Here is a 527-nt window from a genome sequence, read left to right as displayed (position 1 = left end):
CATTTCCGGAAGCTATCGGGTCACCGTTTGAGGCCGCCTACCATCGTGCCATGGCTGAGAGGTCGAGGCAGGTTTTTGAAGCGTTTTATCCTCCTCTGTCAGCTTKGTACGAAGTTCATGTGATCCCATCCGGGAATTGGATTGCCGTCTTCTTCCACAACGTCAATGACCGTCACGTTGCATCCGAAGCTCTACGCGCCCGAGAGCGCCAACTTGAGACCGTGTTCAGCCAGAGCATGGTTGGCATCCTACACCATGACCTGAAGAACCGAGTGCTGATGATTAACCAGCGCTTCTGCGACATCCTCGGTCGCTCAAAAGAGGAAATCGAAAATCTTTCCATCCTGGACTTTACCCATCTCGAGGACTCTCAATGGAACGTGCCTCTGTTCGCTAAGCATCTGAAGACAGGCGAACCTTTCCAGATCGAGAAGTGCTACTTACGCCCTGATGGCTCACGGATCTGGTGCGCCGTCAACGTGTCCTTCGTCTTGGATGAGGCCGGTGAGGTCACCTCCGTCGTTGTC

Annotated in this window: 1 protein-coding gene; it reads left to right on the top strand. The window is 53.8% G+C overall.

What is annotated here, in order from left to right; all coding sequences use genetic code 11:
- Positions 1-527: PAS domain-containing protein (locus ACXJKO_RS32100; RefSeq protein ID WP_457095027.1), on the top strand; the 527-nt coding region annotated here is incomplete at both ends.

This window comes from Microvirga sp. P5_D2 (genome assembly GCF_054049475.1).
This window is presented reverse-complemented; position numbering and strand designations above follow the sequence as displayed.